This is a genomic window from Nocardia farcinica, assembly GCF_001182745.1.
Lineage (GTDB): Bacteria > Actinomycetota > Actinomycetes > Mycobacteriales > Mycobacteriaceae > Nocardia > Nocardia farcinica.
The window spans coordinates 631,135-656,444 of record NZ_LN868938.1 but is presented as its reverse complement, the minus strand read 5'-3'; the positions used below and the strand labels follow the sequence as shown (position 1 = coordinate 656,444).

Below are 25,310 nucleotides of genomic sequence, written 5' to 3'. Positions count from 1 at the left end.
AGTGCGCGGTGGCTCGCTCTCGTCGATCGTTCAGGAGGCGGGAACCGCGGTCCCCGACCCGAGATAGGCGCGCTCGACCCGGCCGGGATCGTCGCGCAGCTCGCCGGCGGCGCCCTGATCGACGATGCGCCCGTGCACGAGGACGGCGGCGCGGTCGGCGACACCGAGCGCCAGGTGCACGTGCTGTTCCACCAGCAGCACACCGGTGCCCTCGGCAGCGGCGAGTTGCCGCAGCACAGCGAGGATTTCGGTGACGATCACCGGCGCCAGGCCCATGCTGAGCTCATCGATGAGCAGCACCGCGGGCCGCTGCAGGATCGCGCGGCCGATCGCGAGCATCTGCTGCTCACCGCCGGAGAGCCGGCCGGCCTCGACCGACAGCCGTTTCTCCAGCGCCGGGAAGTAGGCCAGCACCTGGTCGATTCCCGAACGACGCCGCGACCGCTCGCCGATCGCGAGCTGAAGATTCTGCCGGGTGCTGAGCCGGCGGAACAACGCGCGGTCGTCAGGCACCAGCACCAGCCCGGCGCGCACCGCGTCCCGGGGGCGGCCACCACGCACCGCCTTGCCCGCGACCCGCACCTCGCCGCCGGTGCGGGGAAGCAACCCCGCCAGCGTCTCGAGCAGGGTGGTCTTGCCCGCGCCGTTCGGCCCGAGCAGGCAGGTGATCTCACCCCGTTCGAGAGTCAGATCGACCTCGCGCACGCACGGACGTTCTTTCCGGTAGCCGGCGGTCACGGCCCGGCATTCCAGCGTGGTCACAGCGGGGCCTCCTGCGTGGCATGCGGTCGGGCGTGCAGCTCCGGAACCGCTTCGTGATCGAGGTCGACGGTGTCGGCGGGCACGCCGAGGTAAGCGCGCAGCACCTCGGGATGGGCGCGGATCTGCGCGGGCGTCCCGGTCGCGATGACGGCGCCGAGGTCGAGCACGATGACCCGATCGCACACCGAGAGCACCAGCTCCATATCGTGATCGACCAGCAGAATGCCGGTGCCGTGCGCTGCCACGGCGCGCAGTTTCTCACCCAGCCAACGACTTTCGGCGCTGTCGAGACCCGCCGCCGGTTCGTCGAGCAGGGCGACCGCGGGGTCGGCGGCCAGCACGCGGGCCATCGACACCAGCTGACGCTGCCCCTGCGACAGCAGCCCGGCCTCCCGATCGGCGAGATCGGCGATCCCGAGGACCGCGAGCGTGCGCGCGACGCGCGCCGCCACCGGCTCAGCAGAGCGCGACCGCGCCGCCCCGACCCGGACGTTCTCGGCGACGGTGAGATCGTCGTACAGCTCCACATCCTGGAAACTGCGGCCGAGCCCGGCCCGGCTGCGCGCGTGCGGTGGCCGCCCGCTCAGCTCGTCGCCGGCCAGGGTGACAGATCCGGTCGCCGCGGCGAACCCCGTGATCGCGTCGATGACCGTGGTCTTGCCTGCACCGTTGGGGCCGATGAGCCCGACGATCTCGCCGGGACGCACGTCGAATCCGACGTCGGTGGCCGCCCGCACCGCACCGTAGCCGACGGTGATGCCGCGCACCGCGAGAACGGGCTCGCCACCGTCGCCTACCGCTCCTGTCGCGGGCGGAAGCTCCGCTGCGATGTCGTCGGTCGCGGCACTGCGCCTCAGCGCGGGCCATGCGATCCTCGGCAGTTTGCTGGCGATCCCGTCCGGGTTCGCCATGACGGTGACCACGAGCAGGATGCCGCTGATCACCGAGTAGTAGTCGCCGACGTGCAGGAACCGATCGACCAGCAGATACACGATGCCGCCGGGCGCCATCACGCCGGCCAGGATGCCACCGGTGATCGAGGTGATGCCCGCGACGTAGACGACCGCGAACAGCGAGATCCCGAGGAACACCGTGAACGGTTCCGGCGTCGCGAGGGTCTGCTGGTAACCGAGCAGGCCACCGGCGAGTCCGGCGAGGAAGGCTCCGATGGCGAACGTGACCAGCTTGGTGCGCGAGACATCGATGCCCGCGGCGGCCGCCGACCGCTCGTTGGCCCGCACCGCGAGCATGTCGGTGCCGAGGCTGCTGCGGCGCAGCCACGCCACCGCGAGCCCGACGGCGGTGAGGACGACCAGGCACAGCAGACCGAATGCCAGTCGCGGGTAGGCCTCGCCCGTGCCGATGCCGAGATCGATCCCGAACAGCCGCGGGGCGTCGATGGGTGCGCCCTGCACCCCGCCGTTGAGCGAGGGGTTACGGAACCAGAAAGCCTCGACGAACACCGCGAGTGCAAGCGTCACCACCGTCAGCGGCAACCCGCGCACCCGCAGCGCCGGCAGGCCGACCACGACGCCGACGACCGTCGCGAAGAGTGCGGCGACCACCGGCGCGAACGGGAACGGGATGCCGAGGTGCTGATTCGACACGCTCAGCGCATAGGCGGCGACCCCGGCCAGCGTCAGCTGGGCCAGTGACACCTGGCCCGCGTATCCGGTGACGACCACTTGGGACAGCGCGAGCACCGCGAAGATGATGCTGCTGACGAGGGCGGCCCGATAACTGCCCGAGGTCGCCAGCAGCGCGACGACCGCGACGGCGAGCGCCACCGCAGCGGGAGCCAGCACGCGGTCCGGCCGCGGCGCCCGGCCCAAGGTTCGGCGCAGCACCGACCCGCGGTCGGGCAACGGGCGACCCTTGACGACCAGGAAACCCAAGATCAGCAGGAGCGAGATCGCCTCCGCCGTTCCGGCCCTGGGCCACCAGTCGTAGAGCCCCTGCAGGTTGGTCGCCTCGGCCTGCAACGCGCCGATGACGACACCGGCGGCCACGGTGAGCCAGATCGAGCCGAAATTGCCGACCAATGTCGCGGCCAACGCCGGCACGATGAACAGCGAGTACGCCACCGGGTTCAGCGCCACCAGCGGGGCGATGAGGATGCCGCCGAGACCGGCGACCATCGAGGAAAGCGTCCAGTTGGCGAAGGCGATCCGGTCCGGTGACAGACCGGTCAGATAGGCGCCCTTCTCCGATTCGGCCGCGGCCTCGGTGGCGACACCGAATCGGGTGAATCGGAAGCCGAGCGCCGCGACCGCGGACAGGGCGACGACCGACGCCGCCAGCCAGACCCGGTCGGCGGGCACCGTGCGGTCGCCGATCGCGAACGTGTCCAGCGCGAAGATCGGCGGCACCGAGATCAGCCCGGTGCCCGCGCGCTGGGCGATCACGGCCTGGATCACGATCATCAGGCCGATCGAGGCGACGGCCTTGGCGATCACCGAAGCCGTGCGCATCGGCCGGAACACGAGCGCGTAGCAGAGCACGCCGAGCACAGCGGCGGCGACCAGGGAGATCGCCATGGCCGGGGCGACCCCGAGCGGCCCACCGAGCTCGATCGTCTCGGGGAGCCCGGGTATCGGAACCATCAGCTCGCCCTTGCGCAGCAAGGCGTAGGTGTAGGCGGCATACAGCGCGACCGCGCCGGTCGCGAAGTTCACGACGCCCGAACTCTTGAAGGTCATCACGAGCGCCAGCCCGAGCGCCGCGTACACCGCGCCGTTGCCGAGACCGAGCACGAGGAACGAAAGATGGTCTGTCATCGCCGATCTCTCTGGTCGAACACCGGTGCCCCGCGGGTCAGCCGGTCACCTGCAGGTTGACCGGAACGCCCTGATCGTTCAGTTCGCCGATCAGCATCTGGCGCGAGCAGATGGAGGGCATCTGCGGGACCGCGGTGCCGTCGCAGCTGAAGGTGACGCCGCCACCCGCGGGCATCTCCACACCGGTGGCCGACCGCAGCGCCTGCTTGATGCTGGCCGCGTTCACCTCGCCCTGGATACCGTCCACGGCCTGCTGGAACGCCATGACGACCTGGTAACCGGACGAGGCCGCTCCCGTCACCGTTTCCTCCGGCGCGTAAGCCTGCAGAACCGAGCGGTAGAGCACGGAGTCGGGGCGATCCGACAGGTAGTCGGTGGCGGTGATCCCGACGCTGCCCTCGACCGCGTCCATGCCGATGATCGACGTGACGTTCGGGTCGAGGCAGACCGGAATGAAGATCTTCTGCACGCTCGCATCCGTGGTCTGGACGGCCTTGTACACCGACGCGCAGGTGCCTGCGTCGGCGATGACGCTGACGCCGTCCGGGTCACCCGACAGTCCGGAGGTCACCAACGGGGTGGGGTCGGGGACACCCAGCGGAATCGGCACCACCTTCAGCCCGACCTCGGCGGCCTGGAAGATCGGCACGCCCATCGCCTCGATCATTGCCGCGGTACCGCCGCCGTCGCTGGCGAAGAGGGTCAGCGTCTTCATTCCCTTGCTTTTGGCCGCGGCCGCCATCGCGGTGATGGTGCCGGGCAGGCCCGCGGACAGGGCAGCGGAGTCGGGGGAGGTCAGCTCCTGGGGGGAGACGCCGTTGAGGGTGATGTACGGGATGCCGGCACCGGCCACGATCGGCAGGATCGTGCCGCCCTGAGAGGTGCCGGGCGACAGCACAGCGGCCACCTTCTGCTCCACGAAGTCGTTGGCGCACTTGGTCGCCGAGGTGGGTTCCTCCTGCTGCTTGCACACCACGAGCTCGATCGGGCGCCCGGCGATCCCGCCGGCGTTCTTGTTGATGTACTCCGCGGCGGCTTCGGCGCCCGCCCGCATCTGCGGCAGCGACACCACGGCTCCGCCCTCGGTCGAGACGAACCCGACGCGGACGGGAGTACCGCCGGCGGGTGCGTCCGGCAACGAGGTGGTCGGTGCGCCGGCCACGGCGCTGTTGTTCGACTCCTCGCTGTCCGCACATCCCGTGGCTGCCAGTGCGGTGCACAGCGCGACGGCACCGACCGCAGCCGCGGTGCGTCGACGACTCAGACCACCAAGTGTCATGATCGGGTTCTCCTTCCGACGGCGAGACCGCAATCGGGTGGTGCCCGACACAACGACGGTTCTCGCGTGATCCACATCACGAGCGATGCGGCGCACGGATTATGCGTACAGCCCGGCACCCCTCCCGCAAGGCTTGTCCCGGTGACCGGGAAAAAGGGCTTCACGAGCGCGAACCGGGCCGGATGAAGACGCCGTCGGCGAGCACGGCGGGCTGTCCGGCGACGACGATCCGTCCGGAGGCGAACGTCTTGACGCCCTCGTGCGACCGCACCGAGGCCTCGCCGCGGATCCGGCCGAGCGGCACCGGCCGCAGGTACCGCACCGTCAGTGTGCCGGTGACCGCGGGCTCTCCCGGCCGCTGCGCCACCGCGCCGAGCAACTGGTCGAGGACCAGTGCCGACACCCCGCCGTGCACGCATCCGGGCGGGCCCTCGTATGCGGCGCCCAGATCGGCCACACACCACATCGAATCGTCCGGCGCGCGGTGGAGCACCAGCGGCGGCGCGATCGGGTTGCGCAGACCGATGGCCGCGTTGCCCCACGGCATCGCGCGGCCGTCGGCGGTCCGCGGAATGCCGTAGGAGCCCGGAAGCGTGCGCCGGGAGAGCAGCCGCGTGGCCGCATCGATCAGTTTCTCGGCCGCGGCCACCGCCCTCTCGTCGGCCTCGCTGCGAATGGTGAGGTCGACCAGCCGCCGCACCGAGGATGTCAGCGGCTCGTACTTTCGCCAGGCACAGTCGAATTCGTCCACGTCACGCTCGTCCACCGGACTCCCTTCTCGATGCCGACCACCGTGCCTTCCCCGTGCGCGATCGCGCCACGAGATTCCGTTGAGCGGGCGCACGAGCAGTACCGCCGCCGGCGCGCCTGCCGTGGCACTCGACGGAACAGCACGCGTTTTCTCCGTGATCTGCTTCACAAGCAAGACCGCGGTGTGGCACTATTCCTATTAGAAATTGCCATGTCACAGCCGTGGCCCGTGTGACAAAGGAGTCAGCGCATGACGATCGTGCAGGACATGCGACCCGCAGCGGCGAACACCCCGAGCGCCATCCTCGACCGCTTGTCCCTCGTCCTCGACGCCTTCGACGGATGCGAGAGCCTCGGGCTGGCCGATGTCGTCGCCCGGACGGGGTTGCCGCGCTCCTCGGCCCATCGGATGCTGGACCGGTTGGTCCAGCTGCGGTGGCTGCGGCGAGAGGGCCGCAACTACAGTCTCGGCATCCGACTCGTCGAACTCGGCTCGCTCGCCGTGCACCAGAATCGGGTGCGCGCCGCCTCGGTCGAGCACCTGCAGCACCTCTACCGCACCACCGGCATGGTGGTGCACCTGGCGGTCCTCGACGGCTCGGATGTGGTGTACCTGGACAAGATCGGCGGACGCCTGGCCGCGCACGTGCCGACCAGGGTCGGCGGCAGGCTTCCTGCCGCGAAATCCGCGCTCGGAAAGGCACTGCTGGCCGCGAGCGGTCGCAACCAACCGGGCGACGCGCTGATCCGCGACCTCGGCTACGCGATCGAACGGAACGGCGCGTTGCCCGGCTTCGGCTGCATCGCCTCCCCCATCGGCCCGGCGGGCGAGGCCACCACCGCGGTCTCGATCTGCGGTCCGCTGACCCGGATGACCTTCGACAGTCGCATGACCACACCGGTGCAACTCGCCGCGCACGCCATCTGGCGCAGCATGATCGCCGGCGTCACCCCCACCCTGCAGCGCCGCAACCTGCTGCGTTCACTGCCCACCGCGCCCAGCGTCCGCGCCGAGGGCTGAGCCTCCGGCAGCGGGCCGGCCGGTCCGGCTCAGTCCTCCCCCACCGTCCGCCAGATCCCCGGATGCCGCGGCACCGGCAGATCGTTCTCGTCGTGCACCGCCAACTCACGGTAGCGGGCCGCGGCCGCGTCGATGTCGGCCAGCAGTTCCTCGGCGAGAGTGATCTCGGCCTCGAAGTAGCGCTGCGACCACCGCAGGCTCATCTGGGTGAACGCCCAGCCGGGCTCCGGCTCGGAGCGGTCGGCGTGCCGCGCGGCCCGGCGTGCCTGCTCGCGCAGATTCTCGATGTGGGAGTGGACGATCCGCTTCAGATGGTCCGGATCGTGCAGATGCCCCATCCACAGCCGCAACATCACCCCGTGCTTGAGCACCGGCATGTCCACCTCGGCGTCGCGGGACCAGTTCCGCAGCGCCCGCAGCCCGGCGTCGGTGATGGCATAGAGCCGACGGCCGCGCACCCCTTCGTCGGCGACCTGGTGCGACCGCACCAGCGCCAATTCCTCGAGCTTCTTCAACTCGGCGTAGACCTGGCTGACCGACGGGCTCCAGTAGAAGAAGCCGATGCTCCAGTCCGCCCACTTCTTCAGGTCGTTCCCGGTCAGCTCCTCGCCGAACGACAGCATGCCCAGCACCGCCCAGCTCGTCGCGGGCAGACTGGGGTAGGAATCGTCGACGGTCACACTCGGCAGCCTACAAGGCCGGTCGTGCCGCTCCGGCGCACCGACTCCCGGCCACTGGGATGCCACCGCGAGATCGCCGGGCGCACCCCTAGGTTCGACGGATGGACCACGCCGCAGATGGTCCGGCAACCCGCTCCGAAGACGTGGAAGGACTCCGCGATGTACAAGGTGACCCGCCTGCTGCACTCGGCCGATCCCAGCGACGAGATGACCACCGCGATGATCGTCAAGCGCCTCACCGCGGCCGCGGAAAGCACCGGCGCCCGGCGGGCGCTTGCCGCGCGCACCCTGCCCGGCGTCCGCAACGGCGGGGACGTGCTGGTGCATCTGCAGTTCCGGGACGCGGCGGAGTGGGCGCGGCAGCGCGAGGTGGTCGACGAGGCCTGCGCCGAACCCGCCATCGGGCACATCGACGGAGTGGAATACGAGACCGCGGCCGGTAATCGTGGCGGACGCCGGCGGGAGGCCGCACCACCGGGGGTGTACCGGACGTTGCTGCTGCGGGTGGACCCCGCCGCCGGCCCCGGACAGGTGAGCCGGTTCGAACACGGCACCCTGCAGATGCCGGTGCACATCCCCGCCATTTCGGCCTGGCAGTTGAGCCCGGTCCGGCACGCAGTCGGCACCGCACAGTGGACGCATGTCTGGGAACAGGAGTTCACCGACGTGGACGGGCTCCTGGGCGCCTATATGCGCCATCCGATCCATTGGGCGCACGTGGACCGGTTCTTCGACCCCGAATGCCCGGAGTGGATCGTCAAAGACCGCATCTGCCACAGCTTCTGCGCGATCTCCGCGCCGATCATCGATACGGCGCCGGAGATCGCGCCGACCGCGCGCGAGAGCTGAGGCGCAGGGCGCCTCCCGCGGCTCAGTGCAGCCGCGGGATGGCATCCCCGGAGGGTAGTTCGATGCGGGACACGGGCAGTCGCTGCGCGCGCACCGCTCGATCGATGGTGCGATGCAGGTCCGGGCACCCGCGTTCCTGGTGCCCGACGCCACGGCCCTGTTCGGCGATCACCGGGCAGCGGCCCGCGTCGCCGGTCCACTGCACCGAGGTGTGCGCGGGGCTGAACTTCTCGATCAGGACGCACTGGCCACAGCGTTCGCAGGTCAGCGGCTGCATGGTCATCGCGATACTCCGTTGCCCGCCACCGGCGTACCGGCACGCACCGGATCCGCGAGCGGCACCGGCGTCGGGCGGGTCCGCAGCACGCAGCGGGTGTCGTAGAAGATCGTCGGCATGCACTTGTTGCAGTGGATGCACAGCGACTTCGCCTCGTGATCGGCCTGGATCTTGTTGATCAGGTCGGGCTCGCGCAGCAGCGCCCGCGCCATCGCCACGAACTCGAAACCCTCGGCCATGGCGGTGTCCATCGCGGCCTTGTCGGTGATCCCGCCGAGCAGGACCAGCGGCATCGAGACCGCGGCGCGGATCTGCCTGGCCGCCTCCAGCATGAACAGGTCGCGGTAGGGGTAGGTGTGCAGGAACAGCTTGCCCGCCACCTTGACGCCGACCTTCATCACCGGCGACATGACCTCGGCGAACTCCCGTAGCGGTGCTTCCCCCTTGAACAGGTACATCGGGTTGAGCAGCGAGCTGCCGATGGTGAGTTCGATGGCGTCGAGGCTGCCGTCGGCCTCGAGCCACTGGGCGACCTGAGCCGCCTCGTCCAGCCAGAAGCCGCCGGGCACGCCGTCGTCCATGTTCAGTTTGGCCAGCACCGCGATCCGGCCACCGGAGGCCTCGCGGACCTCCGCGGCCACCTCGCGGATCAGGCGGGCGCGGTTGCGCAGCGGCCCGCCGTAGGCGTCGGTGCGCTTGTTGAGCACCGGGCTCAGGAACGAGCTCGCGAAGTAGTTGTGCCCGAAATGGATCTCCACCGCGTCGAATCCGGATTCGATGGCGAGCCGGGTGGCCTCGCCGTGGGCGGCGCGGATGCGGGCGATGTCGGCCACGGTGGCGGCGTGGGTCAGCTGCGGTCCCATCGGGCTGATCCGCCGGGACGCCGCCAGTGCGGGCAGGCCGTTGGACTTGGCGTTGGCGACCGGTCCGGCGTGGCCGATCTGCGCCGACGCCGCCGCGCCTTCGGCGTGCACCGCGTCGGTGAGGCGGCGCAAGCCGGGGACCGCTGCCTCGCGCATCCAGATCTGATCGGCCTCGGTGCGGCCCTCGGGGGCGACCGCGCAGTAGGCGACGGTCGTCATGCCGACCCCGCCCGCGGCGACCTCCCGATGAAACTCCACGAGCTGGTCGCTGACCAGCGCGCCGGGGGCCATGTGCTCGAAGGTGGCGGACTTGATGATGCGGTTGCGCAGGCGGACCGGGCCGAGATCGGCCGGGGCCAGCACGTCGGGGACCTGGGCTGTGGTCACGACGGTGCCTTTCAGTTCGGAATGAAGGTGAGGTCCTCGACATGCGGCTCGCGCAGCATGGTCCAGTAGTCGACCAGCCGCCACGGGCACGGCACCACCGCACGGCCCGCGCTGTTGCGGTAGTAGCCGTTGGTCTCCGCACCGGGATGTACCCACACCGTCTCGTCGAGCGCTTCGTCGACGCGGCGGTTGTAGTCCTCGAGCGCCTCCGGCTTGACGTCCATGGCGGCCTGGTCGTTCTCCAGCAGGTACTGCAGGCACTCGATCAGGTAGTGGACCTGCTCCTCGCCGGTGATGTTGTGGCCTGCCCCGTGATTCGGCGCCGAGTTGGGCCCGGCGGTGACGAACAGGTTCGGGAACCCGGCCACCTGCACACCCAGGTAGGCGCGCGGGTCCTCCCCGCCCTTCCACACCTCCGCGAGCGTGCGGCCGTCGCGGCCGACGATGTCGATGGTGGTGGTGAACTGGAGCTTGAATCCGGTCGCCAGGATGATCACGTCGGCCGGGACGAACTCGCCGTCGGTGGTGTGCACGCCGTCCGGGGTGATCTCCCGGAACGAGGCGCGGTGCAGCGTCACGTGATCCCGGTTCAGTGCCTGGAAGAACCCCGGGTCCTTGACGATGCGCTTGGCGTACGGACGGAAGTCGGGGGTCAGCTTCTCGACCAGATCGGGTCGGTCCGGGAAGCTGGCCCGCAGATACTCCAGCGCGGTCTGCAACACCATGTCGTTGGCCCGGGAGGCCGACAGGTGCGTGGCGGCCCATTCCTTGTCGATGCGCGGCAGCGGGTAGAGGTTGTCCGAGGCGAACCAGTAGGTGCGCAAGCGGAACCACTGGGCGTAGAAGGGGAGGTTGGCCATCGCCCACTTCTCCCCCTCCGGCACGTCGCCGCCGACGGTCTTCTCCGGCACCAGCCAGTGGGGACTGCGCACGACCACGTCGAGCGACGCCACCTCGTCGACGATGCTGGCGACCACCTGCACCGCGGTGCAGCCGGTGCCGAGCACCACGACCCGTTTGCCGCGCAGGTCGAGGCCGGTGTCCCAGTCGGCGGTGTGCACGACCGTGCCCGCGAAGGTGTCCATGCCCGCCACGTCCGGGTAGTTGGGCGCGTTGAGCATGCCCAGCGCGGTCACCACGGCGCGGGCGCGGTGCCGGGTGACGACACCGGCGCGGTCCTCGGTCACCACGTCCCAGCGCTTCTCGTGCTCCAGCCAGGTCGCCGAGCGCACCCGGGTGCCGAATCGGATGTGCTCGCGCAGGCGGTACTTCTCGACCACACCGAGCAGATAGCGCTGGTACTCCGGCCCGGTCGGGTAGTAGCGCGTCCAGTCCGGTTTGAGTTCGAACGAGTACGAGTAGTAGTGGCTGGGGGTGTCCACGGCCGCGCCCGGGTAGGTGTTGCGGTGCCAGGTGCCGCCGATGTCGTCGCGTTCCTCGAAGACGGTGTAGGAGAAGCCCGCTTCACCCAGCTTGATCGCGGCGTTGATGCCCACGATCCCGGCGCCGATCACCACGACCTCGAAGTCGGCGGGCGGCGTCTTGGTCACCGGGACGTGGCGGCGGTCCTTGGTGAATCCGGCCTGCTCGAGCAGGATCGGCACGAATTCGGCGTCCACCCGCTGCGCGGTGCAGATCGTGGCCATCCGCCGGAACAGCTCGTTGTCGGGAACGCCCAGCGCGGCAACGGAATCCGGGCTCAGCAGCTCGCGCGCCCTGGCGCGGATGTCGGCGGCGACGTCCTCGGGGTAGGTGCCCGGCGGCACGGTCGGGCGGATGCCGGTGCGGTAGTGGTTGCCGGGTTCCTCGATGGTCAGGCGGGCGCCGAACTCGTCGAGCAGCCCGGTGTCACCCGTCACGTGCACCAGCGTCATCAGCAGCGCGGCGGGCTCACCTTCGGCGATCGCCCGGTGCAGTGCGGCCTCGGATACGGCGGAGACGTCGGCGACGACGGTGTCGGTCATGAGCTACCTTCCGGAAGTGGGACGCCCATGCGGGCGAGCATGTCGCGGGGATCCGCGGGCGGGTCGAGGGTGCGCAGCTGTTCGCTGCGCCGGGTGACGGCGGCCGAGCACACCGCGTCGTCGGAGAAGACCCAGAACCGGCCGCGGGCGATCTGCTCGATCATGTGCTCGGCGGCCTCCAACGGGTCGAGCCCCTTCGCCACGTTGTCGCGCTGCATGGCCTCGAAGACGGCGTTGGCGATGGGATTCGCGGTGGGTGCCTCGCGTTGGGCCGCGAGGAAGATCTCGCTGCGGATGGAGTGCGGGACGACGGCGCTGACCTGGATCGGCGCGCCGACGATCGACAGGTCCTGGTGCAGGCACTCGGTCAGCGCCTGCACGGCGAATTTGCTGACGATGTAGGGCGATTGGACGGCCACGGTGTTGAGCCCGCCCACCGAGGACAGGTTCGCCACACAGGACGGAGTGCCTGCCGCGATCATGCGCGGCACGAACGCCTTCAAGCAGTGAAAGACCCCGTCGACGTTGATCTGCATGACCCGCTGCCAGCGGTCGGCATCGATCTCCCACACCAGTCCGGCCGACTCGACGCCCGCGTTGTTGATCAACAGCTCCACGCAGCCGTGCCGGTCGAAGACCGCCGCGGCCATGGCCTCGACGGAATCGGCGTCGGCGACATCGACCGCGAACCCCTCCGCGTTTCCCCCGCGAGCGACGATCTCGGCGGCCACCGCGGCGGCGCGGGTGTCATCGATGTCGGCGACGACGACGGTCATCCCGAGCGAGCCGAGATACTCGGCCAGGCCGCGGCCGATGCCGGCCGCCGCACCGGTGACGACGGCCGTTCCCCGGGCGAAGCGCTCGCGTGCGGCGGCGCCCATCACACGCCCTCCGGCAGGATGTTCGGATTCGCCCAGGCGGGCGGCTCCCGCCGCGGCAGTTCGGTGCGCCCGTCCAGGGAGAGCACCGGGGTGCCGGTCGCGTACGGGTAGTGCAGGCTGAACGCGACGAGCCCGGTCCGGTCGGCCGCCGGAGCGGTGCACATCTCCAGGACCGTTTGGGCGAGGTACTCGACCGGCTCGGTCTCGTAGCCCTCGGGCAGCAGGGTGGCCGCGCCCGGGGTCAGGATCGCCGTCGACGGGCCCACCGCGTTGACGGCGATGCCCTCGTCGAGCAGTTCGGCCGCCAGCCCCTGGGTGAAACGGTGCAGTGCCGCTTTGGCCGAGGCGTAGACGACATCGCCGGAGGTCTTGTTGTACTCGCGGAACGGACGGATCGGGCTCAGTCCGGTGGACGAGCCGATGTTGACGATCCAGCCTGCGCCCTGCTTGCGCAGGTGCGGGATGGCGGCGCGACTGAGCACGAACGGGACCTCGAGATAGTGCCGCAGCGTGCGGTGGAAGGTCTCGTCGCTCATCTTCTCGATCACGCTGTAGTCGGCGAAGCCCGCGTTGTTGACCAGGATGTCGAGCCCGTCGAGTTCCTCGGCGACGCGATCCACCAGGGTGGCGCGCTGCTCGGCATCCTCCAGGTCGGCGGGGATCGCGACCGCACGGCCGCCGGCCGCCTCGATCAGTTGGACCGTCTCGGCCAGACTGCCGGACAGGACGTGGGTCTCGCCGTCGCGGATCGATGGGCTCGGATGGAGCGAGCGCGCGGTGACCGCCACGACGGCGCCTTCGGCCGCGAGCCGCTGCGCGATGGCGCGACCTATCCCCCGGCTGCTGCCGGTGACCAGGGCCTTGCGACCTCGGAGTCGCTGTGTCATGAAACCTCCAGAATGTCGAAGCCGCCCGGCTCGCCGGCAGCTCACCGGCGCCCGGCGGCCTCTCCGGTCAGATCATCACGCGCAGCGGTCCCGGCGGGACCTCCACGCCCAGTGCGGCCAGCGCGGCCGCGTGGTACGTGGTGCTGGTGACGTGGATGGCGTGGTGCAGGCCCGCGTGGGCGTCGCGCCAGAACCGTTGCAGCGGGTTGTCCATGCGCAGTGCGTTGCCACCGGCGCGGTCGAAGATCTCGTCCGCGGCGCGCACGGCCCGCCACGCGGCGCGCGCCTGGTCGCGGCGCACCTTGGCGCGCAGTTCGAAGTCGATCTTCTCGCCACGGTCGACCATGTCGTAGATGCGATCGACGTTGGCCAACAGCTGCTGGCGAGCCGCGTCGATCTCGGAGGCGGATTCGCCGAGGGCGTGCAGCACGTACGGGTCGTCCTTGACCACGGTCCCGGTCGCCCCGACGCGATTGCGCTGGTAGGCGACGCCCGCGGCGAGCACGCCCTCACAGATGCCGATGGTGGCGGAGGTGATGCCCAGCGGGAACATCGTCGACCACGGCATCCGGTACAGCGTCTCGGTGACGCCGTACTCTTCGGCCGCGGTGCCGTCCATCACCTTGCCCGAATCCATCACCCGGTAGCCCGGGACGAACGCGTTCTCGACCACGATGTCCTTGCTGCCGGTGCCGCGCAGGCCGACGACGTCCCAGGAGTCCGCGACGATCTCGTAATCGGTGCGGGGCAGGATCACGTGCAGGCCCCGCGGCGGCATCAGCGGCTTGCCGTCGGCGCCGCCGACCATGGCGCCCAGGAAGATCCAGTCGCAGTGATCGGTGCCGGAGGAGAACTGCCAGCGCCCGTTGAGCACATAGCCGCCGTCGGTGGGCACCGCCACGCCGCCGGGCATGTAGGGCGAGGCCTGCCAGGTGTTGCTGTCGGTGCCGAGCACCTCGTCCTGGACCTTCGGGTCGGCGAAGGCCAACTGCCACGGATGCACGCCCACGATGCCACCCACCCAGCCGGCCGAGCCGTAGATGCTCGCGGTCTTCATCACGGTCTCGGCGAACTCACGCGGGTGCGCCTCGAAGCCGTCGTACTTCTTGCGCTGCAACAGCCGGATGAGACCGGCCTCCCGCAGCTGCTTGGCCATGCCATCGGTGAGCCGGCCGAGCGAATCGGATTCCTCCGCGGCGGCGCGGATGTCGTCGGCGATGGCGACGATGTTGTCGAGGACGGTGTAGGACATCGGGACTCCTGGTTCCGGGAGGCTGGGAAATGTCGGTCTTCGGAACCGGGAACTACCGGTTCACCAAATTGGGGGCGATGGCGCTGCGTCCGGCCGCCAGATTCGCGTCGACCTCGGCCTGCCAGTTCTGCAGCGCGCGCTCGGTGTCGATCTCGAACTCGAACCGGTTGGTCATTTCGGGCGTGATGTCCTCGACGTCGACGTAGAACTGCTCGTACCAGCGGCGCAGCTGGTACACCGGGCCGTCCTCCTCACACAGCAGCGGATTGTCGATGCGCGCCTTGTTCTTCCAGATCTGCACGTCCTGCTCGAAACCGATCGCGATGCCCCGGCCGACGGCGGCCGCCATCGCGTTGGCGGCCTCGTCGTCCATGCCGACCGGCTTCTCCACGATCACGCCGTACTGGAGCCGGAAGGAGGTCGGGGTGATCGGATAGTGGCAGTTGATCAGGTAGATGTTGGGTTCCTCGCGCTCGGCGTACTGCGCGCTCCACAATTTGTCGATCATGTAGGACGGGCCGTAATAGGTGGCGTCGGAACGACTTTCGATGCTCGGATCGACGGTGTTGGTGCTGACCCCGACCGCGTCGGCGCGCGGGCGCGAACGCATGAGCTGGGTGGCGGTATGCCCTTCGAACACGTTGCGGAAATAGGTCGGCATGCCGTAGTGCACGTAGAAGAAGTGCGCCATGTCCACGACGTTGTCGACGATTTCGCGGCAGTGCGAATCCTCGACCAGGATCGAATGCCACACCCAGTCGGTCCAGCCGGGGTCACCGTAGGTCGGAATCTCCGGGATGGTCAGCTCCGCGGGCGGCTTGCGGCCCTGGGGGTCGTGCCAGATGAACAGCTGTCCGCTGATCTCCATCGTCGGCCAGGCCTTGGTGCGCGCCAGCGGCGGCACCCGCCGGGCGTAGGGAATGTCGGCGCACTTGCCGTCGCCGCGCCAGCGCCAATCGTGGAACGGGCAGGCGATGGTGTTGCCCTTCACCTCACCGTGCGCCAGGTTGCCGCCCATGTGCGGGCAGAACGCGTTGAGCACGTTGACTTTTCCGTCCTCCCCCGCGAAGACCACCAGTTCGGTGCCGAACGCGGAGACCTGGTGCGGCCGACCGTCGGCGAAGTCGCGAACCAGGCCCAGGCAGTGCCAACCGCGGGCGTACCGCTCGGGTGGCAGGCCGGAGTCGATGACGCGGACCTGATCTCCGGTTGCGGGGGTGGAAGTCACGATTCCTCCTGGTCTGATGGGCTGCCACCGCGAATCTCGGTGTATTGCGGATCAGCTTGGCAGCGGAACCCCGGGTGTGACGCGGGTCTCCTGCTGAGTGGGACGGGGATCCGAGGCACCCCGGACGGGCGGGGTGGTCGATCACGACCGAGCACCGCCGGGCCCGGCCCGGCGGCCGAGGATGGGCCGTGATGGAGCACGGCGCGCACCGGCGGGAGGTTAGGCGCGCATCGGCGGGTACGGTCGGCAACGTCTCACTGATCGGAACAGCGGCTCGGTCGTGGGCACGGGCGCGTGCGATCCTCGTGCCCACCCGTCGGACGGCCGTTTGAGGGCCGCCAGTACGTGGTAGTACCGTGATCCCTGTCACAGTGATGTGACGGGTGCTGGGAGGTCGTGTGAGAACATCAAGCCCCGCGGGCGTGCCGGTCTCGGTCGTCGAGCGGATTTCGCTGGTATTGGACACGTTCAACGGTGCGGGCCCGCTGACGCTGGCCCAGGTGACCTCGCGGACCGGCCTCCCCCGCTCGTCGGTGCACCGCCTGCTGGAACAGCTGGCCGGTGCCGGGTGGTTGGCCCGCTCGCCCGAGCAGACCTACGAGCTCGGCGTCAAGGCGTACGAGATGGGACAGGCCGCGCTCAACCAGAACCGACTGCTCCAGGGCGCCCGCCCGGTCATGCAGGCCTTCGCGCACCGCACCGGGCTGACCGTCCAGCTCGCCGTCGTCGACCACGGCGACACCGTCTACCTGGCCAAGGTCAACGGCCGGTCGTCGGGCCCGACGCCGACCGCGGTCGGGCAGCGGGTGCCCGCCCACCTGACCGCCGTCGGCAAAGCGCAACTCGCCGTCACCGAGGCCGGCCGCAACCCCCAGGTGATCCAGGGGCTGGCGCACACCGACAACGGCGAGCTGGTCCGGCGTACCGTCCACAGCATCACCACCGACACCCAGCTGGCCGAGGAACTCGCCGCCGTGCGCGACCGGGGGGCCGCCTTCGACCGGGGTGAGGCGTTCCCCGGCCTCGGCTGCCTCGGTGTCTCGCTCGGCCCGGCCGACCACATCTACGGCAACCTGGCCGGCATCTCGGTGTGCGCCCCGATCACCTCGCTCGACTACCGCAAGCTGGTCGGCCCGGTCCGCGTGCTGGCCCGCGAGATCTGGGACCGCTGCGTCGCCGCCGACCTGGCCACCCACTAGGCGTGCCACGGCCCGGACTCTACGGATGGCGCCGGGCTCACGAACCGGCGGCCCGCGTGGGCCAGGGCAGGGCGTTGTCGAACTTGGCGCGCAGCAGCGCGCCGGTCTCCGCGATGGCGAGCAGGGCACGGGCCGAGTTCTCCGGTCGCATCAGGAAACCGTGCAGGACCCCCGGATACCGGGTGAGCGTGGTCTGGACGTGGGCGTCGCGCAGCCGGGCGGCATAGCGTTCGCCCCAATCCCGAATCGGGTCGCCCGCAGCGGTCACCACGATGGCCTGGGGCAGCCCGGAGAGATCGGTGGCGTAGGCGGGAACGCGGTAGCAATCCGCGGGTCGACTCGACCCGGCATCGGCGAGTTCGTGGAGGTAGAGGATGTCCTCACGCGACAGCATCGGCGCGTCGGGCATCGCCACCACCGAGGCGGCGCCCAGGTCGCGGTCCAGCCCCGGGTACAGCAGCACCTGCGCGAACAGCGCGGGTCCGCCGCGGTCGCGGGCCATCAGGGCCACTCCCGCAGCGAGGCCGCCACCGGCACTGTCGCCGAGCACCACCAGCCGCTCGGGGTCGACCCGCAGCTCGCGGGCGTGCTCGGCCACCCAGACCGTCGCCGCATAGGACTCCTCCACCTGCACCGGCGCGGGCCACTCCGGCGCCAGCCGGTAGTCGACGCCGACCACCGTCGCGCCGCTGGCCCTCGCCAGATGCCGGGCGAGCGGTTCGAACGAGGCGTTCGATCCCATGGCCAGCCCGCCGCCGTGCAGGTGTATCACAACCGGCGCACCAGGCCCGGTGGTCGACCGGTAGATCCGTAGCTCGAGTGGGCCGTACGGGCCGGGCACGGTGTGGTTCTCGATCTGCGCCACCGCGGGCATCGATGTCGGTGGCGCCATCGCTTCGACGCCGGAGCGCACCGCCTCGATACCGCGCGAGCGCATCGACGGGACGGTTCCCAGTGCGGCGACACGGGCCGCGACGTCGGGATCGAGCGGGGGGACGGACATCGGTCCTCCTGAGAATCGGCGGCTACGGAAGTGGGGCGGCTTGCGCGGTGACCCGCTCGACCCGTTCCGCCCACAGCCGCAGCCATTCGGGGTGCGGGAAGATGTGGGTCCTGCGCTCGGCCATGCCACGCACGACCAGGTCCGCAACGGCCGAGACCGGCAGCCCTTCCTGTTCGATCGTGCGGCTGACCTGTTCGCGGTGTTCGGCCAGCGCGGGGTCGGCCGCGGCGCGGGGCACGTGCCCGGGCGGGGCGTTGCGCTCGTCGTGGCGGATGGCCGTGGCGGTGTAGGCCGGGCAGAGCGCGGCGACACCGATGTGCGGGAACTCCTCGGCCCATTCGAAGGCCAACCCTTCGGTCAACGAGACCACACCGGCCTTGGAAACGTTGTACGGGGTGAGATAACCGCCGGTCAGGAAGCCGGACATGGAGGCGGTGTTGACGATGTAGGCCTCGTCCTGCGCGGCCAGGATCGGCAGGAAGATCCGACAGCCGTGGATGACGCCGAACAGGTCGACCCCCAAGGTCCACTCCCAGGTCGCCTGCCCGATCGTCGAGAACCGTTGCGCCCCACCGACGCCCGCGTTGTTACACAGCACGTGCACCGCGCCGAACCGGGCCACCGCGGCATCGGCGAGCGCCTGCACCGAGGTGGCGTCGGCGACGTCGGTGGGCACGGCCAGCACCTCCCCCAGCGCGGACAGTTCCGCGGTGGCGCGGTCGAGATCACCACGATCGTTGTCGGCGATCACGACCGCCATGCCCTCGGTCAGGAACCGGGTCGCGAGCCCCTTGCCGATTCCGTTGGCTCCGCCGGTGACGACCGCCACCCGCCCTCTCAAATCCCGCACCGCACACTCCTCGAGGTGGACGTCTCATCGATGCCGCCCCGAGTGCGTGGTGACCGGCATCGGGTACGAACGGCGTCACGCTATCGCCGTGCGACGCCGTCACTCCGGATCTTCCCGCTCAGCGGGCTGGCTACTGCGCGGGCGGACCGACGAACTCGAGCAGATAGCCGTCGGGATCGCGCACCATGCCGATGGTGCGACCGCCGAAACGCTCCAGCGCGGTGGCGGGCATCTCCTCGGCGCCACCGTGCGCGCAGGCCGCCGCCATCACCGCGGCGACATCGTCGGCGTGGCACACCAGCTTGGTGAACATCGTGCCGTGCTCGGGCGGGGCGGATTCGCCGCGCGGGGCGATGAGCTCGATCCCGGCCGCCCCCGCCCGCAGGATCACCGCGTCGAAGGCGTCGGTGGCGAAGGCGTTCTCCTCGACGAATCCACAGCCCGCGGTGTAGAACTCGGTGGCGCGGGCCAGGTCTGCCACCCGGATCGCGGTGAGCGAGAGGGTTACCGTCATCGCGTCTGCGACCCGCCGTTGAAGTCCAGGGTCTGGCCGGTCATGCCGCCGGCTTCGTTCGAGGCCAGGTACGCGCAGAACGCACCGACCTCGATGGGGTCGCCGAGCCGCCCGATCGGGATGCCCGCGATGAGCCGCTCGATCTGTTCGGGCGGCATCTTGTGCACCAGGTTGGCCTGCAGGCCGAGCGCGACGATGTTGGCCGTCACCCCGTACTGGCCGGTCTCGGCGGCGAGGTGGCGGATGAAGCCCTCGATGCCGCTCTTGCCGGTGGCGTACATCGACACGTTGATGTTCTGCCCGGTACGGGCCGAGCCCGAGGAGATCTGCACCACGCGACCCCAGCCGTTGTCACACATTCCGTCGATGACCGCCTTGATGCAGTTCAGCGCGCCGTAGATGTTGAGGTCGATCGAGGGCGGCCACTGCTCGGGGGTGAGTTCCCGGAACGGCTTGCTCACCCGGTCCTCGGCGACGCCCGCGTTGTTGACCAGGATGTCCACGTGGTGGCCGAGTTCGGCCTCGGCGGAGCGGACCGCCGCCACCGTCGCCTGGTAGTCGGTGACGTCGAAGGCGCGCGCGATCGCCTTGTTGCCCTCGGCGACGATGGCCTCGGCCACCCGCTGCGCACGATCGGCGAACAGGTCGTTCACCACGACGGTCGCGCCCTGCCGCGCCAACACCGTGGCGATCCCCTCCCCCACGCTTTGACCCGCGCCCGTGACCAGGGCAATTCGTCCGTCCAACTCGAACACGCTCTCACCTTTCGATCGCTGCGCCACCGGCTCGCGGGGGTGGCGTCCCGCCTGTGCTCACTCTCGGAGGACGCGACGCAATTGTCAATCAGTATTGGATTTTATTTTGGATCCAATCTTGCTAGCGTGGGCGCATGATGCCAGACACACCGGTCGACGCCCCGTCCGAACCGCCGGTCCTGACCGACTACACCGACGGTGTCGCGCAGCTGACCCTGAACAACCCCCGCCGCAAGAACGCGATCAGCCTCGACATGGCCGCGCTCATCGATGATTTCTGCACGCGCGTGGAGAGCGACCCCGGCATCGGCGCGGTCGTGGTCCGCGCGGCCGGCGCCTACTTCTGCAGTGGTGCCGACACCCGCGACTTGGCCGCCTCCTCGGCCGACCCCGCCTCGCCCGAGGCGGTGAGCCGCACCTCCGCCGTCTACGGCGCGTTCGTCCGCGTGGGCATGTTGCCGGTACCCACCATCTCCCGCGTCGTAGGCGGCGCGGTCGGCGCAGGCCTCAATCTCGCCATGGCCACCGACCTGATGGTGACCACACCCGAGGCCCGGCTGGAGAGCGGATTCCTGGCCCGCCGCATCCACCCGGGCGGCGGACATCTGGCCCTGCTCGGCCGTGCCGTCGGCTGGTCGAGCACGATCGCCCTTGCCGCCTGCGGCCTGTCGCTGACCGGCACCGAGGCGGTCGCGCGCGGACTGGCCCATCTCGCGGTCGAAGAGTCCGAAATGGACGCCCGCATCGATGAGTTGACCGCCCCGGCCGCCACCGACCCCGAACTCACCCGGCGGATCATGAACAGCGCCCGACTCGAGCTCGGCCCGCCCGCGGTGAGCTGGTCTTCGGCGTTGGAGATCGAACGCGGCGTGCAGATGTGGTCGATGTCGCGCAAGGGCGAGGGCTCCTGGTCGTCGCGAGGGCCGGGACGATGACCGCCGTCGCCGCAGCGGTCACCGACGAGACGTTGCGTGATGTCCGTGCGGAGGTGCGCGGATTCCTGCGCGACCGCCTCGCGGCCGGCGCCTTCGCCCCCGCGCCGGACAACTGGATGAGCGGCTTCGACCCCGCCTTCAGCGCCGAACTCGGCGCCCGCGGCTGGCTGGGCATGACACTGCCCCGACGATACGGCGGCCACGAGCGGTCGCCGGCCGAACGGTTCGTGGTCACCGAGGAACTGCTCGCCCACGGCGCGCCGGTCGCCGCGCACTGGATCGCCGACCGGCAGATGGCGCCGGGCATCCTCGCCAACGGCAGCGAGGCGCAGAAGCAGCGCTACCTGCCCGGAATCGCCGCGGGCACACTGTTTTTCGCCATCGGCATGAGCGAGCCGGACGCCGGTTCCGACCTCGCCGCCGTGCGCACCAAGGCGACCGAACACCCCGACGGCTCGTGGACGCTCAGCGGCACCAAGGTCTGGACCACCGGCGCCCACGTGGCCCACGCGATGGTCCTGCTGGCCCGCACCGACGGCACCCCGGCCGACCGGCAGACCGGGCTCTCCCAATTCCTGGTCGACCTGGACCACCCCGACATCGAGGTGCGCCCACTGCGCAGCATCGACGGCGGCGCACACTTCAACGAGGTCGTCTTCCACGACGCCCACGTCGGCGCCGAGGCCCTGCTCGGCCGCCGCGGCGCCGGCTGGGACCAGGTGATGAGCGAGCTGGCCTTCGAGCGTTCCGGCCCCGAACGCTACCTGTCCACCATGCCGCTGCTGCGCGCCTGGGCCGCCGAGCTACGCCGCGCCGGCGCCACCGAGCAGCAGCGAGTCACCCTCGGAACGCTCACCGCCCGCGCGTGGGCGCTGCGCCGGATGTCACTGGCGGTCACGACCGAGCTCGCCGCCGGCCGCAAGCCCGACGTGCTCGCGGCCATGGTGAAAGACCTCGGCTCCACCTTCGAGGGCGACGTCGTCGAGGCCATCCGCGCGTGCACCGAGGTCGCACCGCGCCGCACCGGCGGCGAGCCCTTCGCCCGGCTCCTCGCGACCGGCATCCTGCACACCCCCGCCTTCACCCTGCGCGGCGGCACGAACGAGATCTTGCGCGGAATCGTCGCGCGCGGAATGGGTTTGCGATGACGAACTGGAACAACGAACTACTCGGGGCCGTCGCCGCGATGGCCGACCGCGCCGGAGTCGACACGACCACGCCGGCCGCCGCGCCCGATCGGGCGTTCTGGAACGCGCTCAGCGAGTCCGGCTTCACCGGAATCGGGATCCCGGAGGACCAGGGCGGCAGCGGCGGCACGGCCCTCGACGCACTGTCGGTACTGCACGCCGCCACCACCCGGGGCGCGCTCACCATGCTGCTCGAGCACACCCTGGCGAGCCGCATCGTCGCCGAGTGCACCGGGGGCCCGGCCACCGGCCCCGCCACGCCGGCCTTCGCCGACGGCCGGTGCACGGTGCGCCGGACCGCCGAGGGCGTGGTGCTCGACGGCACCGTCACCGGCGTCGTCCACGGCGCCGAGGCCGCGGTCCTGGTGATCGTGCTGCCCGAGCCGCAGGCACATCCGTCGGTCGCGCTCGTCGCCGCCGGCGCGCCCGGTATCACCGTGACCCGCGGCAGCGATCTTCTCGGCGCGGCCATGGATGACTACACCTTCGCCGGGACGCCCGTCGATCTGCACGAATCACCCTATACCGCAGCTGATTTGGAGGAGCGGGGAGCGCTGGCATACACCGTGGCGCTCGCCGCCGCGGCCGCGGCCGTCCGGGACCGGTCGGTCCGCTACGCCGCCGAGCGCACCCAATTCGGCCGGCCACTGGCCAAGTTCCAGGCCGTCCAGCAGCGCTTGGCCGGGCTCACCGCGCTCGCCGCGTTGCTGGACACCGCCACGGCGGCCGCCGCCACCGCCGATACCGCGACCCGACGCACCGCGATCGCGGCCGCCAAGGTGGTGGCCTCGGCATCCGCTCGGGAGGTAGCCGCGATCGGACACCAGATCCACGGCGCCCTCGGCTTCACCTCCGAGCACAGCCTCGGCCGCTTCACCACCGCGCTGTGGAGCTGGCGCGACCGCTACGGCGGCGAACGGTACTGGTCGCACGTGCTGGCCGGGCAGATCCTCGACGACGGCGCCGATCCCTGGGATCTCGTCACCGGCGCCACCGAACCCGCTGCCGCAGAGGAGAGTGCGCGATGAGTATCACCACCACCGACGAGACCGTCGACGGCCGCGCCGCCTGGCGCGCCGCCGACACCGCGACCGGCACCGGCGTGCTCGGCGGAGTCCGGGTGCTCGACCTGAGCCGCGTGCTCGCCGGCCCGTACACCGCGCAGATGCTCGCCGACCAGGGCGCCGAGGTGATCAAAGTGGAGGGCCCGGGCGGGGACGAGACCCGTGGCTGGGGCCCGCCGTTCGTGGACGAGGGCACCAGCAGCGCCTACTACGCCAGCCTGAACCACAGCAAGGACAACATCGGCCTCGACCTGAGCACCGACCAGGGCCGCGAGATCCTGGCGCACCTGCTCGCCGGCGCGGACATCGTGATCGAGAACTTCAAGGCGGGCACCATGGCCCGGTGGGGATTCGACTACGAGACGGTGCTGGCCGAGCGGCATCCCCGCTTGATCTACTGCCGCATCACCGGTTTCGGCGTGGACGGGCCGATGGGCGGCCTGCCCGGGTACGACGCGGTATTGCAGTCCTTCGGCGGCCTGATGAGCATCAACGGCTACCCGGACGGCAATCCGCTCCGGGTCGGCGTGCCGATCGTCGACATCGTCACCGCGAACCTGGCGGTCAACGGAATCCTGCTGGCGCTGCTCGAGCGGGAACGCAGCGGGCGCGGCCAACTGGTCGACATGGCGCTGCTGGACTCGGCCATCTCGATCCTGCACCCGCACGCGGCCAACTGGATCGCCAGCGGCCGGGTGCCCCAGCGCACCGGCGACTTCCACCCGACGGTGGTGCCGTACCAGGTGTTCCGCGCCGCCGACGGCGACTTCTTCGTCAGCGCCGCCAACAACCGCCAGTTCCGCTCCCTGGTGACCACGCTCGGCATGCCCGAGCTGGCCGAGGATCCGCGCTTCGCCGACAACGGGCAGCGCTACATCCACCGCGCGGAACTCGTCGCGATCCTGGCCGAACGCATCGCCGGGTGGCAGCGCACGGACCTCGCGCGCCGGCTGGAAGAGGCCGGGGTGGCCGCCGCGCCGGTCAACACGGTGGACGAGGCGCTACAGGCCGAGCAGACCCGCCATCGCGGGCTGTTCCTGGAGACGGCGGACTACCGCGGCGTCGGGGTACCGGTGAAACTGAGCCGCTCGCCGCATCGCATGCCGCGCCCGGCGGTGCCGCGCGGCGCCGACACCGCCGCGGTGCTGCGGGCCATGGGTTACCGCGCCGAGCAGATCGAGGCCATGCGCGCTGCTGGTATCTTCGGAGACCCGTGAGCAGGCAGAGCGGCAGTGCAGCGGCAGCGGAAGGCGGTCGCGACGTCGGCCGCGCCACCGGACGGGTGGTCGAGGAGATCGAACGGCTGATCGTGAGCGGGGAACTGCTGCCCGGTCAGCCCATCCGGCAGGTACTGATGGCCGAGCAACTCGGCGTCAGCCGACTGCCCATCCGCGAGGCGCTGCGCCACCTCACCGCCGCGGGCCTGGTCGAACATCAGCCCAACGTCGGCTACACCGTCGCCCGCCTGCGGCAGAGCGATTTCGATCAGATCTACCTGATGCGCGCCGCGCTCGAACCCGAGGTGCTTCGCTCGCTGCCGCCCTTCCCCGACGACGCCGTCGCCGAGGTCACCCGCCTGGGCGCCCTGGTGACCACGGCCGCCGAAGACGGCGACATCCTCGCCATGCGCCTGCACAACCACGCCTTCCACTTCGCCATCTTCGACCGCTCCCCGCTGAACCTGGTGGTCGCCGAAGTGCGCAGGCTGTGGACGCTGGCGATGCCGTATCACGCCGCCTACCTCTACGACCCCGCCGCCCGCGCGCGGGTGGTGGCCGAACACGACCAGATGATCGACGCGCTGGCCCGCCACGACAACGAACGGCTCGTCACCCTGATGGACGAGCACCGCCACGGCGGGGAGACCAGCACCGGGATCATGCTTCGCGCCACCCGCACGGCCGCGGATCGCGCGCGGGATCCCGACATTCCCGAGGAGTAGATCA

At 70.4% G+C, this 25,310-nt stretch carries 24 protein-coding genes; 8 read left to right on the top strand and 16 right to left on the bottom strand.

Going from position 1 to position 25,310, the window contains the following annotated elements:
* Positions 1-30: 30 nt before the first annotated feature.
* From AMO33_RS03335 to AMO33_RS03320, 4 genes are all read right to left on the bottom strand, one after another.
* Positions 31-762: an ABC transporter ATP-binding protein gene (locus AMO33_RS03335; RefSeq protein ID WP_060590444.1), complete on the bottom strand. Its 732-nt coding sequence runs from the start codon at positions 760-762 to the stop codon at positions 31-33.
* Positions 759-3,539, bottom strand: coding sequence for a branched-chain amino acid ABC transporter permease/ATP-binding protein (locus AMO33_RS03330; RefSeq protein WP_060590442.1), 2,781 nt, complete (start codon positions 3,537-3,539; stop codon positions 759-761). Before AMO33_RS03330 ends, AMO33_RS03335 begins: the two co-directional genes overlap by 4 nt.
* Before the next feature lie 37 nt (positions 3,540-3,576).
* The gene (locus AMO33_RS03325; protein ID WP_011209895.1) at positions 3,577-4,818 is read right to left on the bottom strand and encodes an ABC transporter substrate-binding protein; all 1,242 of its coding nucleotides are present in this window, start codon (positions 4,816-4,818) and stop codon (positions 3,577-3,579) included.
* A 160-nt stretch (positions 4,819-4,978) separates the two neighbouring features.
* Positions 4,979-5,584, bottom strand: coding sequence for a PaaI family thioesterase (locus tag AMO33_RS03320; protein WP_060590440.1), 606 nt, complete (start codon positions 5,582-5,584; stop codon positions 4,979-4,981).
* Positions 5,585-5,818: 234 nt separating this feature from the next.
* Here AMO33_RS03320 and AMO33_RS03315 point away from each other — a divergent pair, with 234 nt between their 5' ends.
* Positions 5,819-6,589 carry an IclR family transcriptional regulator gene (locus AMO33_RS03315; protein WP_060590438.1) on the top strand — a complete coding sequence of 257 codons (771 nt, stop codon included), beginning with the start codon at positions 5,819-5,821 and terminating at the stop codon, positions 6,587-6,589.
* Between the two features lie 29 nt (positions 6,590-6,618).
* On the opposite strand, the gene AMO33_RS03310 is transcribed toward AMO33_RS03315, so the two are convergent.
* Positions 6,619-7,212, bottom strand: a complete 594-nt coding sequence (locus tag AMO33_RS03310; RefSeq protein WP_081433315.1) for a PadR family transcriptional regulator — start codon at positions 7,210-7,212, stop codon at positions 6,619-6,621.
* Positions 7,213-7,428: 216 nt separating this feature from the next.
* Here AMO33_RS03310 and AMO33_RS03305 point away from each other — a divergent pair, with 216 nt between their 5' ends.
* Complete coding sequence (locus tag AMO33_RS03305) at positions 7,429-8,118, top strand: Dabb family protein (RefSeq protein ID WP_060590436.1); 690 nt, start codon at positions 7,429-7,431, stop codon at positions 8,116-8,118.
* Between the two features lie 22 nt (positions 8,119-8,140).
* Here the strand turns inward: AMO33_RS03305 and AMO33_RS03300 are convergent, their stop codons facing one another.
* The 7 genes from AMO33_RS03300 to AMO33_RS03270 all read right to left on the bottom strand — a co-directional run bounded on the left by AMO33_RS03300 (position 8,141) and on the right by AMO33_RS03270 (position 15,860).
* Positions 8,141-8,401 (bottom strand): hypothetical protein, encoded by a 261-nt coding sequence (locus AMO33_RS03300; RefSeq protein WP_011209900.1) that lies wholly within the window; start codon positions 8,399-8,401, stop codon positions 8,141-8,143.
* On the bottom strand, positions 8,398-9,645 hold the full coding sequence (locus AMO33_RS03295) for an NADH:flavin oxidoreductase (RefSeq protein ID WP_060590434.1): 1,248 nt from the start codon (positions 9,643-9,645) through the stop codon (positions 8,398-8,400). Before AMO33_RS03295 ends, AMO33_RS03300 begins: the two co-directional genes overlap by 4 nt.
* An 11-nt stretch (positions 9,646-9,656) precedes the next feature.
* Positions 9,657-11,609: a flavin-containing monooxygenase gene (locus tag AMO33_RS03290; protein WP_060590432.1), complete on the bottom strand. Its 1,953-nt coding sequence runs from the start codon at positions 11,607-11,609 to the stop codon at positions 9,657-9,659.
* On the bottom strand, positions 11,606-12,490 hold the full coding sequence (locus tag AMO33_RS03285; RefSeq protein ID WP_060590431.1) for an SDR family NAD(P)-dependent oxidoreductase: 885 nt from the start codon (positions 12,488-12,490) through the stop codon (positions 11,606-11,608). The genes AMO33_RS03290 and AMO33_RS03285 overlap by 4 nt, the downstream gene beginning before the upstream one ends.
* Positions 12,490-13,377, bottom strand: a complete 888-nt coding sequence (locus tag AMO33_RS03280; protein WP_011209904.1) for an SDR family NAD(P)-dependent oxidoreductase — start codon at positions 13,375-13,377, stop codon at positions 12,490-12,492. The genes AMO33_RS03285 and AMO33_RS03280 overlap by 1 nt, the downstream gene beginning before the upstream one ends.
* A gap of 67 nt (positions 13,378-13,444) precedes the next feature.
* Positions 13,445-14,629: an acyl-CoA dehydrogenase family protein gene (locus AMO33_RS03275; protein ID WP_060590429.1), complete on the bottom strand. Its 1,185-nt coding sequence runs from the start codon at positions 14,627-14,629 to the stop codon at positions 13,445-13,447.
* A gap of 52 nt (positions 14,630-14,681) precedes the next feature.
* Complete coding sequence (locus AMO33_RS03270; protein ID WP_373862104.1) at positions 14,682-15,860, bottom strand: Rieske 2Fe-2S domain-containing protein; 1,179 nt, start codon at positions 15,858-15,860, stop codon at positions 14,682-14,684.
* Between the two features lie 395 nt (positions 15,861-16,255).
* Between AMO33_RS03270 and AMO33_RS03265 the strand changes: the two genes are divergently transcribed.
* A complete protein-coding gene (locus AMO33_RS03265) occupies positions 16,256-17,056 on the top strand; it encodes an IclR family transcriptional regulator (protein WP_060590427.1) in 801 nt (266 codons plus the stop codon).
* Positions 17,057-17,093: 37 nt separating this feature from the next.
* Here AMO33_RS03265 and AMO33_RS03260 read toward each other — a convergent pair whose 3' ends face one another.
* From AMO33_RS03260 to AMO33_RS03245, 4 genes are all read right to left on the bottom strand, one after another.
* Positions 17,094-18,059: an alpha/beta hydrolase gene (locus tag AMO33_RS03260; RefSeq protein ID WP_060590426.1), complete on the bottom strand. Its 966-nt coding sequence runs from the start codon at positions 18,057-18,059 to the stop codon at positions 17,094-17,096.
* Positions 18,060-18,081: 22 nt separating this feature from the next.
* Complete coding sequence (locus AMO33_RS03255) at positions 18,082-18,909, bottom strand: SDR family NAD(P)-dependent oxidoreductase (protein WP_060590424.1); 828 nt, start codon at positions 18,907-18,909, stop codon at positions 18,082-18,084.
* A 130-nt stretch (positions 18,910-19,039) separates the two neighbouring features.
* The gene (locus AMO33_RS03250; RefSeq protein WP_060590422.1) at positions 19,040-19,423 is read right to left on the bottom strand and encodes a VOC family protein; all 384 of its coding nucleotides are present in this window, start codon (positions 19,421-19,423) and stop codon (positions 19,040-19,042) included.
* Entirely contained in the window at positions 19,420-20,178 is a 759-nt protein-coding gene (locus AMO33_RS03245) for an SDR family NAD(P)-dependent oxidoreductase (protein WP_060590421.1), read from the bottom strand. Before AMO33_RS03245 ends, AMO33_RS03250 begins: the two co-directional genes overlap by 4 nt.
* A gap of 134 nt (positions 20,179-20,312) precedes the next feature.
* Between AMO33_RS03245 and AMO33_RS03240 the strand changes: the two genes are divergently transcribed.
* From AMO33_RS03240 to AMO33_RS03220, 5 genes are read left to right on the top strand one after another with little or no spacing between them, the layout of a single operon-like run.
* Complete coding sequence (locus AMO33_RS03240) at positions 20,313-21,113, top strand: enoyl-CoA hydratase-related protein (protein WP_060590419.1); 801 nt, start codon at positions 20,313-20,315, stop codon at positions 21,111-21,113.
* A complete protein-coding gene (locus AMO33_RS03235) occupies positions 21,110-22,261 on the top strand; it encodes an acyl-CoA dehydrogenase family protein (RefSeq protein WP_060590417.1) in 1,152 nt (383 codons plus the stop codon). Before AMO33_RS03240 ends, AMO33_RS03235 begins: the two co-directional genes overlap by 4 nt.
* The gene (locus AMO33_RS03230; RefSeq protein WP_060590414.1) at positions 22,258-23,328 is read left to right on the top strand and encodes an acyl-CoA dehydrogenase family protein; all 1,071 of its coding nucleotides are present in this window, start codon (positions 22,258-22,260) and stop codon (positions 23,326-23,328) included. Before AMO33_RS03235 ends, AMO33_RS03230 begins: the two co-directional genes overlap by 4 nt.
* Positions 23,325-24,581, top strand: a complete 1,257-nt coding sequence (locus tag AMO33_RS03225; RefSeq protein WP_060590412.1) for a CaiB/BaiF CoA transferase family protein — start codon at positions 23,325-23,327, stop codon at positions 24,579-24,581. The genes AMO33_RS03230 and AMO33_RS03225 overlap by 4 nt, the downstream gene beginning before the upstream one ends.
* Complete coding sequence (locus AMO33_RS03220) at positions 24,578-25,306, top strand: GntR family transcriptional regulator (RefSeq protein ID WP_011209916.1); 729 nt, start codon at positions 24,578-24,580, stop codon at positions 25,304-25,306. The genes AMO33_RS03225 and AMO33_RS03220 overlap by 4 nt, the downstream gene beginning before the upstream one ends.
* The last annotated feature ends 4 nt before the right edge of the window (positions 25,307-25,310 follow it).

Bases quoted from the DNA above. Each gene is read 5' to 3' on its own strand.
- AMO33_RS03275 (WP_060590429.1), bottom strand. From the start codon at position 14,629: ATGTCCTACACCGTCCTCGACAACATCGTCGCCATCGCCGACGACATC.
- AMO33_RS03290 (WP_060590432.1), bottom strand. From the start codon at position 11,609: ATGACCGACACCGTCGTCGCCGACGTCTCCGCCGTATCCGAGGCCGCA.
- AMO33_RS03300 (WP_011209900.1), bottom strand. From the start codon at position 8,401: ATGACCATGCAGCCGCTGACCTGCGAACGCTGTGGCCAGTGCGTCCTG.
- AMO33_RS03280 (WP_011209904.1), bottom strand. From the start codon at position 13,377: ATGACACAGCGACTCCGAGGTCGCAAGGCCCTGGTCACCGGCAGCAGC.
- AMO33_RS03315 (WP_060590438.1), top strand. From the start codon at position 5,819: ATGACGATCGTGCAGGACATGCGACCCGCAGCGGCGAACACCCCGAGC.
- AMO33_RS03230 (WP_060590414.1), top strand. From the start codon at position 22,258: ATGACGAACTGGAACAACGAACTACTCGGGGCCGTCGCCGCGATGGCC.
- AMO33_RS03325 (WP_011209895.1), bottom strand. From the start codon at position 4,818: ATGACACTTGGTGGTCTGAGTCGTCGACGCACCGCGGCTGCGGTCGGT.
- AMO33_RS03225 (WP_060590412.1), top strand. From the start codon at position 23,325: ATGAGTATCACCACCACCGACGAGACCGTCGACGGCCGCGCCGCCTGG.
- AMO33_RS03240 (WP_060590419.1), top strand. From the start codon at position 20,313: ATGATGCCAGACACACCGGTCGACGCCCCGTCCGAACCGCCGGTCCTG.
- AMO33_RS03260 (WP_060590426.1), bottom strand. From the start codon at position 18,059: ATGTCCGTCCCCCCGCTCGATCCCGACGTCGCGGCCCGTGTCGCCGCA.
- AMO33_RS03235 (WP_060590417.1), top strand. From the start codon at position 21,110: ATGACCGCCGTCGCCGCAGCGGTCACCGACGAGACGTTGCGTGATGTC.
- AMO33_RS03305 (WP_060590436.1), top strand. From the start codon at position 7,429: ATGTACAAGGTGACCCGCCTGCTGCACTCGGCCGATCCCAGCGACGAG.
- AMO33_RS03310 (WP_081433315.1), bottom strand. From the start codon at position 7,212: ATGCTGTCGTTCGGCGAGGAGCTGACCGGGAACGACCTGAAGAAGTGG.
- AMO33_RS03330 (WP_060590442.1), bottom strand. From the start codon at position 3,539: ATGACAGACCATCTTTCGTTCCTCGTGCTCGGTCTCGGCAACGGCGCG.
- AMO33_RS03285 (WP_060590431.1), bottom strand. From the start codon at position 12,490: ATGGGCGCCGCCGCACGCGAGCGCTTCGCCCGGGGAACGGCCGTCGTC.
- AMO33_RS03250 (WP_060590422.1), bottom strand. From the start codon at position 19,423: ATGACGGTAACCCTCTCGCTCACCGCGATCCGGGTGGCAGACCTGGCC.